Annotated in this window: 2 protein-coding genes; both read right to left on the bottom strand. The window is 61.7% G+C overall.

The features are described 5' to 3' along the window. Window positions 1-453, bottom strand: a 453-nt coding sequence (msrQ, locus tag ACPYOI_RS35715; RefSeq protein WP_481424131.1) for a protein-methionine-sulfoxide reductase heme-binding subunit MsrQ, incomplete at its 3' end; no start/stop codon positions are given. Further along, the coding region (gene msrP / locus ACPYOI_RS35710; protein ID WP_481424130.1) for a protein-methionine-sulfoxide reductase catalytic subunit MsrP at window positions 453-1,103 on the bottom strand (651 nt) is incomplete at its 5' end. The genes msrQ and msrP, both read right to left, overlap by 1 nt.

Below are 1,103 nucleotides of genomic sequence, written 5' to 3'. Positions count from 1 at the left end.
GATCCAGTTCTGGCCGAGGCGGCGAATCGAGAAATTGTTGGACGTCACCGCAAGCGGGACCAGAAGTGCCAGGCCGCCCATGCCGAACATGATGAAGGGTCGCTTCGCGACGTCATCGATGACGGCTTGAATGACCAATGCCTGATCCAGCACCATGTAGACCGTGAAATGCATCAGCGCGTAGTAAAAGGTGAGCAGCCCAAGAGCGCGCCGATAGCGGAGATAATTCCAGCCGAAGAGATCGCGCGCGGGCGAGACGGCGAGCGTCAGGATCAGGAAGCGAATCGTCCAGAGCCCGAGGAAGAGCTCGAAGGTCTTCACCGGATCGGCTCCGAGCTGATCCGTCGCGCCGAGATAGAAGGTCCAGACTGCCGGGATCAAGCCCACCGCGTAGAGCGCCCAAACGGAAGCAGGCTGCCAGCGTTTCGGAAGCGCGAGCGAAAGTCCGGCCATCAGAAATTCGCCCTCAGATCCATGCCGGCATAGAGGCTCGCCACTTCGTCGGCATAGCCGTTGAAGGGCAGCGTCGGGTGACGGCTTGCGCCGAAAAATCCGCTCTCGCCGATCCGCCGCTCGGTCGCCTGGCTCCAGCGCGGATGGTCGACCGCGGGGTTCACATTGGCGTAGAAGCCGTATTCCTGCGAGTTGGAAACCTGCCAGGTATTCTTCGGCTCCTTGTCGGTGAGCGTGATGCGCACGATCGACTTGATTCCCTTGAAGCCATATTTCCACGGCACGACGAGGCGGATCGGCGCCCCGTTCTGATTGGGCAGGGTCTCGCCGTAGAGGCCGACGGCCAGCAGTGTCAGCGGGTGGCGGGCTTCGTCAAGGCGCAGGCCCTCGACATAGGGCCAATCCAGCGACTGGAATATCCCTTTCTGCCCCGGCATTTCGTCCGGCCGGACAACCGTTTCGAAGGCGACGTATTTGGCGCTTCCCAGCGGCTCGACCTTGTCGAGCAGCGCCGCAAGCGGGAAGCCGTCCCATGGAATCACCATCGACCAGGCCTCGACGCAGCGCATCCGGTAGGTACGACTTTCGATCGGGAACTCCTTCATCAGGGCTTCGATGTCGAAGGTCCCCGGCTTGCTGACCATACCGTC

Source organism: Rhizobium sp. SVR5-2C, assembly GCF_056755115.1.
Note: the sequence above shows the minus strand (reverse complement) of the source record. Positions and strands in the feature narration are given on the sequence as shown.